The 6323-nt window shown below is 39.8% G+C and carries 5 protein-coding genes; 3 read left to right on the forward strand and 2 right to left on the reverse strand.

The genetic code is table 11. The annotated features are described in order from the left end of the window. Positions 1-78: 78 nt before the first annotated feature. Positions 79-1314 (reverse strand): MFS transporter, encoded by a 1236-nt coding sequence (locus tag CHI10_RS09310; RefSeq protein WP_095244029.1) that lies wholly within the window; start codon positions 1312-1314, stop codon positions 79-81. A gap of 146 nt (positions 1315-1460) precedes the next feature. Here CHI10_RS09310 and CHI10_RS09315 point away from each other — a divergent pair, with 146 nt between their 5' ends. Beyond that, the gene (locus CHI10_RS09315; RefSeq protein WP_095244030.1) at positions 1461-2453 is read left to right on the forward strand and encodes a phosphotransferase enzyme family protein; all 993 of its coding nucleotides are present in this window, start codon (positions 1461-1463) and stop codon (positions 2451-2453) included. Positions 2454-2488: 35 nt separating this feature from the next. On the opposite strand, the gene CHI10_RS09320 is transcribed toward CHI10_RS09315, so the two are convergent. Then, the gene (locus tag CHI10_RS09320; protein WP_095244031.1) at positions 2489-3988 is read right to left on the reverse strand and encodes a PAS domain-containing sensor histidine kinase; all 1500 of its coding nucleotides are present in this window, start codon (positions 3986-3988) and stop codon (positions 2489-2491) included. Between the two features lie 130 nt (positions 3989-4118). Here CHI10_RS09320 and CHI10_RS09325 point away from each other — a divergent pair, with 130 nt between their 5' ends. Both CHI10_RS09325 and CHI10_RS09330 read left to right on the forward strand, forming a co-directional pair. Beyond that, on the forward strand, positions 4119-5708 hold the full coding sequence (locus CHI10_RS09325; protein WP_095244032.1) for a bifunctional metallophosphatase/5'-nucleotidase: 1590 nt from the start codon (positions 4119-4121) through the stop codon (positions 5706-5708). 95 nt (positions 5709-5803) lie between these two features. Beyond that, positions 5804-6259: a MarR family winged helix-turn-helix transcriptional regulator gene (locus tag CHI10_RS09330; protein ID WP_095244033.1), complete on the forward strand. Its 456-nt coding sequence runs from the start codon at positions 5804-5806 to the stop codon at positions 6257-6259. The last annotated feature ends 64 nt before the right edge of the window (positions 6260-6323 follow it).

Here is a 6323-nt window from a genome sequence, read left to right on the forward strand (position 1 = left end):
CCCCAAAAAGGCAAAGAACGCCTTTTCGGGAGGCTCGTCTTGTGCTTGTCGGGGGTGGGCAAGGCGCTTACGCTTTTCTTAGTTATGCCATTCAGAAACCCTTTCATCCGGGGGAAGCAATAAAGTCAGCAATCCCAAAACGGGAAGAAACCCTGTAAATATTATCATATTGGCCAGTCCAAGAGTGTCGGCCAGATAGCCCAAAGCAACGGAGCCTATTGCCCCCATGCCAAATGCCAGCCCTACTGTAAGTCCGGCCATTGTGCCGATTTTCCCGGGAACGAGTTCCTGTGCGTATACAACGGTCACAGAAAAGCTTGACATGAGTATAAATCCACCCGCCACAAGCATGATAAATGCAATAGCGGAAGGAACGAAAGGAATCAGGAGGGAAAGGGGAACAGTGAGGATCATTGATAGAAAAATAATCTGTTTCTTTCCAAACCGATCTGCGAGCGGTCCACCAAAAAACGTACCCAGCGCACCTGATACTAAAAATGCAAATAAGAAGAGCTGTGCCTGACTTATAGAGAAAGAATATTTCTCAATGGCATAAAAAGCATAGAAATTTGTCATCCCTGAGATATACCATGAACGGGCAAAAATCAAAAAAAGAACCAGGAGGAGGGCTCCCCATACCTTTCTGGAAATTCTTTTGTTTTGGCGAGCACCTGAATCTTTCCTCGGTTTAGTGGCGGTCAGTTCCTGCTGAAGACGTCCTGTATACCAGAATGCAATATAAATCAGCAGGCCAACTGCAATTGCCGCAACTGCGGTAAACCAGGCAGCCCCTATTTGGCCGAGTGGAACAAGAATGAGGGCTGTAATGATGGGAGCAAGTGCCTGTCCGGTGTTACCGCCAACTTGATAAATCGATTGAGCAAGGCCCCTGCGCTGGCCTGCTGCCATATATGCTACCCTTGAACCTTCAGGATGGAACACAGCCGAACCCAAACCAATGAATAGAACTGAAAGAATGATCCATTTATAATCTGGAGCAAAAGCCAGGCCTAATACACCAAATAAAGTGGAGGTAAGGCCGATTGGCAAGGCAAAAGGGAACGGTTTTTTATCAGTGGCCATCCCAATGACAGGCTGCATGATGGAAGAAACCATATTTAACGAAAAAGCAATCATTCCCAGCTGTGAGTAGGTAAGCCCCATAGACTTTTCCAAAATCGGAAACATAGCTGGGATAACGGATTGGATGGAATCATTCAATAGGTGGCAAAGGCCGATGATGAATAATATCCGATAGGCTGTTTTCTGCTGCGGATCAGAGTTTGGCTTGATTGTAGCAGCGATAGCACTCATAGTGTAAGTCTCCTTCTTTCTGAACATTTCGTGAAACTAAATATAGTGTACCTTATTCACGAGTCTATCAAAATAGCTATTTTGAAAATCTTTTAAATATTATATAATTTACATTATTCAGAATAAATGTGAGAGCAGGGGAGCTAATGGAAAAAGCAGTTGATGCTTTAATGACGGACAACGTCCTCCATCATTTCTTAAGTATATATTCTTTGAATACCGTGAATTATAAAAAGCTGGGTGACTTTGAAAACTTTGTCTTTCAAGCTTCGAAAGATGGAGAAGAGTTAATTTTGAGAATTACCCATTCGACACATCGCAAGCTGGAGGAGCTTTTATCTGAAGTTGACTGGATGAGTTATTTAAGATCAGAAGGTGTGAAGGTTCCAAAGGTAATCCCTTCAAAAAATGGGAATATGGTTGAAGCCTTGGAAGCCAGTGATGCCTCTGTCTTTTATGCAAGCCTGTTTTCAAAAGCAGAGGGAAAACCAATCAGTGTTCTTGCACCGGAATTCAATCAGAAGTTATATCATGCATGGGGAAGAGCAGTGGGGAAAATGCATGCAGCCACAAAATCATATATTCCTTCTCCTGGCATTATACAGCGAATGCAATGGGATGAAGATGAATTGTTGACCGTTGAAAAATATATACCCGGAGAAGATCAATTAATTGTTAAGAATACGAAGGATTTAATGAATATGCTTCATGCATTGCCAAAGAATATAAACAACTATGGCCTTATTCATACAGATATTCATTCCGGAAACTTCTTTTATGACGGAAAAGATATACAAGTGTTTGATTTTGATGACTGTTGTTATCATTGGTTTGCGTCTGATATCGCCATTCCTCTGTATTATTCAATTTTTTATAAGTTTAAAGAGGCGGACCCTGCAGAAGTGAAAATTTTTGGAAGGATATTCCTGGAATCCTTTTTGAATGGATATCAGCTGGAGAATGAAATTCCCTGTGACCTGGAAAAACAGCTGCCTTTATTCCTGAGGCTAAGGGATATCACACTGTATTCCGTTCTCCATAAAAAAATCGCACCTGAGGACAGGAATCCTCAGCTATTAGTAATGATGAACTCGATAAAGGATCGAATTGAGGAAAACTCTCCAATATATTTAAGCTAAAAGGGAAGGTGCCTGGTTTAATGCACCTTCCCTTTTTATGGGTTTTTGATAGGAAGAAAAATATCTACATGTGTACCCTTTTTTTCTTCGCTTGTAATAAATATTTCACCGCCAAAAGAATGCACAATTCGTCTGCAGACCACAAGCCCAAGACCTGTACCCATTTCTTTTGAAGTATAAAATGGATGAAATATTTTTTCTATTTTGTCTTCTGGAATGCCGGAGCCAGTATCCGCGATTTTAAGCTGACATCTGGATTGCATCTTATTTAGCTTTATCGTTAGTTTTCCGCCATCCTGCATTGATTCAAAAGCGTTTTTCGTCAAATTCAGGATCACCTGTTTCATCTGATCTTTCGTGCAATCGACTATGACGGGTTCATCTGAAAAAATAGATTCAAATGTGACATTATGTAAATTAGCTTCAGAGAATATTAAAGGTTCTAATTCCTTTATAACACTTCTCAAATCCATAGAATCCATTTTTTGAGCAGTGGGTTTACCCAGAATTAAAAATTCACTGACAATCTCATTAATTCTATTTATCTCATCATTTATGACAGAAAAATAATACTGGTCATGTGTATTCGTATATTTTTCACTCAATAGCTGTATAAGGCCTTTTATTCCTGTTAAAGGGTTCCTGATTTCATGGGCTGTGCTGGCAGCCAGAGTACCTACCAGTTCGAGTTTTTGCAATTCATTTTCCTTTTTTTCCTTTTCAGCCTGTTTTTTAAGCCTTAAATATTTTATGAAGAGAAATAGAATATGGATTATTATCGTTAATACCAGGATTTCCCGGAAAGCATCCATAATAATTTTCAGCATGTCTCTTGGCGGAAATTCCACCTTTACACTCCAAGGCAGCCTGTCAATCGGAATTGTAATGCTATTTTGACTGGAGAATGAGGACTCTCCATTCATATTGATGTCCATAATTGTTTTCCTTTTAGAATTAAGAACTGAAAGTCGGGCATCAGGAGTAAGGAGCCTCATAATATTTTGTACGTAATCCACTCTCATATGTGCCACAATAATAGAGATTACATCTCCATCTTCATTCAATACCGGCTTTCCTATCCCAACGACTGTCTGCCCATTTGTCAGTGTTTCTGGAGTATTGGAAATAACAATATCTTTCGTTACCAATACCTCTTTAAGATATTTCTTCTCAGATAAATCTGAGTTTGCTAAGAATTGATTTGATCCTGTAAGAACCAATCCGCTGGGATCAAGTAGGTAAATTCCTCCATAACGAGGATCCATTTGATTGGCTTTTTGGAGCAGTTGCTCAAGCTTTTCAGAAGGTGTGTCAGCACTTCCAGCAGTCAGCGAAAGCATCTCAAGCGTGGTCACGGTCTCGGAAATAAACTGGTCCCAGCTTCTTTGGTGTATCGAGCCAATCCATTTTGCTTCTTCGATTCTTTCTATATCATTTTGTTTAACAGAATCCATAAACAAAAAGATGCTGCAGGTTAAAGTGGGTATTATTACTGCGAATAAATAAAGCAGGAAATTTCTTTTTCGATTATTCATGAGGGTAACTCCAGATTAATTAGGTTAATTTGTCCTTAGCTAACTGACATTAACAATATTATACCATTATGTGTTAAAAGAGGTTTAATTCTTTCAAAGGAATGTTATTTTATATGTAAGGAGGGGTTTGATGAAATCGGAAGTTTTACTCACCATTTTAGCTACAAGTGATGTCCACGGACATGTTTATCCATATTTTTATGGAACGGATGAAAACGCTGAGCATGGTCTGGGCAAGCTTGCAGCGTTAATAAAGAGAGAAAAGGAACAATCTGAGATATCCATTCTTATTGATAATGGTGATTTGATCCAGGGAACTCCTTTGACTTATTATTATTCCAGATACCTGAAAAATCAAAAAAACCCCATGATACAGATTTTAAATAAACTTGAATATGATGCAGCTGTTATCGGAAATCACGAATTTAACTATGGAAAGAACACCCTTGCAAGAGCGGTCAGTGAGTCCAATTTTCCCTGGCTTTCAGCTAATATCTTATTCAGTTCAACAAAAGAAACTTATTTCGGGCTTCCTTATAAGATAAAAACTTTTGCAAATGGATTGAAAACTGCGGTAATAGGTGTAACGACACAGTATATTCCAAACTGGGAGAAAAGGCAGCATATTGAGCAGCTTTCATTCGAATCTGCGGTGGTCAGCTTGAAAAGATGGGTTTCCTATATCCAGGAGGAAGAAAAGCCGGACTTAATTATCGTCTCCTACCATGGGGGCTTTGAAAAGGATCTAAAAACAGGTGAACTGACGGAAGAACAAACAGGTGAAAATGAAGCCTACAGAATCTGTACTGATGTCCCGGGTATTGATGTTCTGATTACCGGGCATCAGCACCGTTTTATTGAAGGGGAGCAAGTGAATGGTGTATCTATTGTCCAGCCGGGATTTAATGGGCAGGCGCTTGCAAAGGTTACAGTAAAATTCAGAAAAAAACATAATGATTGGCTGATTGATGAAAAAAACTCTGCCTTGATTTATCCCAATGGAATTATGCCTGATCATGAGGTCCTTCAGCTTGCCGGGTATTATGAATCCAAAACCCAGAATTGGCTTGATACTGTGATAGGTGAAATTGAAGGAGATATGCAGATTGATGATATTTTCAAAGCGCGCCTAGCGGAGCATCCGCTGATCGAATTCATTAATAAAGTGCAGATGGAGGCATCTGGTGCTGATATTTCCTGTACTGCGCTGTTTCATGAGGGTGCACCTGGCTTCAAGTCAAAAGTAACGATGAGAGAAATTGTTTCTAATTATATTTACCCGAATTCGCTATGTGTCCTAAGGATTACGGGAAAGGACATTAAGGATGCTTTAGAGCGTTCAGCAGCTTACTTTGAATTGAGCAGTGCCGGGGAAATTATAGTGAATCCTGAATTTTCATATCCGAAGCCACAGCATTATAATTACGATATGTGGGAAGGAATTGAGTATAAAATAGATGTTTCACGCCAAAAGGGCAGCCGGATCACAAAGCTTCTTTATAAGGGACATCCTATCAGGGAAGATGGCGAGTACCATGCAGTAATGAACAATTACCGGGCTGCTGGCGGCGGAGGATACTATATGTTCAAGGGCAAACCGATTGAGAAAGAAATTTTAACCGATATGACTGAATTGCTTGCCGGCTATTTTTCTGAAAAGGGAAAGGTAATACCGTCTCTGAATTTCAATTGGGAGGTTACAGCCGGCAAAGGATCCTGATCTGTTAAATTGACAGCTTTCTTCCTGTTTTCTATAATGATTGAGAATTGATTGATGTAAACGCTACTCATTAAATGGTAAAGGGATTGGATAAAATGGGGTCTGAACAAATTGACCAATCGTTGAAATTGTTTATTGTCCTGTCCAGGGCATACCGGGCTATAAATGAAAATGTAAATAAACGAATACAAACTTACGGGGTAAATCCAACTGAATTTGCCGTTTTGGAGCTGCTGTACCATAAAGGTGACCAGCCACTGCAGCAGATCGGCGGGAAAATACTATTGGCCAGCGGAAGCATCACATATGTAGTGGACAAGCTTGAGCAGAAAGGCCTGTTAAAAAGGGTCGCATGCCCAAATGACAGAAGAGTTACCTTTGCGCAAATAACAGATGAGGGAAAAGCATTTATCGAAAATATTTTTCCTGACCATGAAAAACATATACATTCACTTATGAACGAGCTGACTTCTGAAGAAAAAGCTACAGCCATTGAGCTATTAAAGAAACTGGGACTATCAATCTCCAATGACAAAAATGGGGGAAATTAACCAGGCTGATTTCGCAAGGTATGTTGCTTTAGGCAAGGAACTAAATTAGAGTTCTGAGTTGATT

This window comes from Bacillus sp. 7894-2, from assembly GCF_002272225.1.
GTDB lineage: Bacteria > Bacillota > Bacilli > Bacillales > Cytobacillaceae > Cytobacillus.

Coding starts and splice junctions, on each gene's coding strand:
- CHI10_RS09310 (WP_095244029.1), bottom strand. CDS start 1,314: ATGAGTGCTATCGCTGCTACAATCAAGCCAAACTCTGATCCGCAGCAG.
- CHI10_RS09315 (WP_095244030.1), top strand. CDS start 1,461: ATGGAAAAAGCAGTTGATGCTTTAATGACGGACAACGTCCTCCATCAT.
- CHI10_RS09320 (WP_095244031.1), bottom strand. CDS start 3,988: ATGAATAATCGAAAAAGAAATTTCCTGCTTTATTTATTCGCAGTAATA.
- CHI10_RS09325 (WP_095244032.1), top strand. CDS start 4,119: ATGAAATCGGAAGTTTTACTCACCATTTTAGCTACAAGTGATGTCCAC.
- CHI10_RS09330 (WP_095244033.1), top strand. CDS start 5,804: ATGGGGTCTGAACAAATTGACCAATCGTTGAAATTGTTTATTGTCCTG.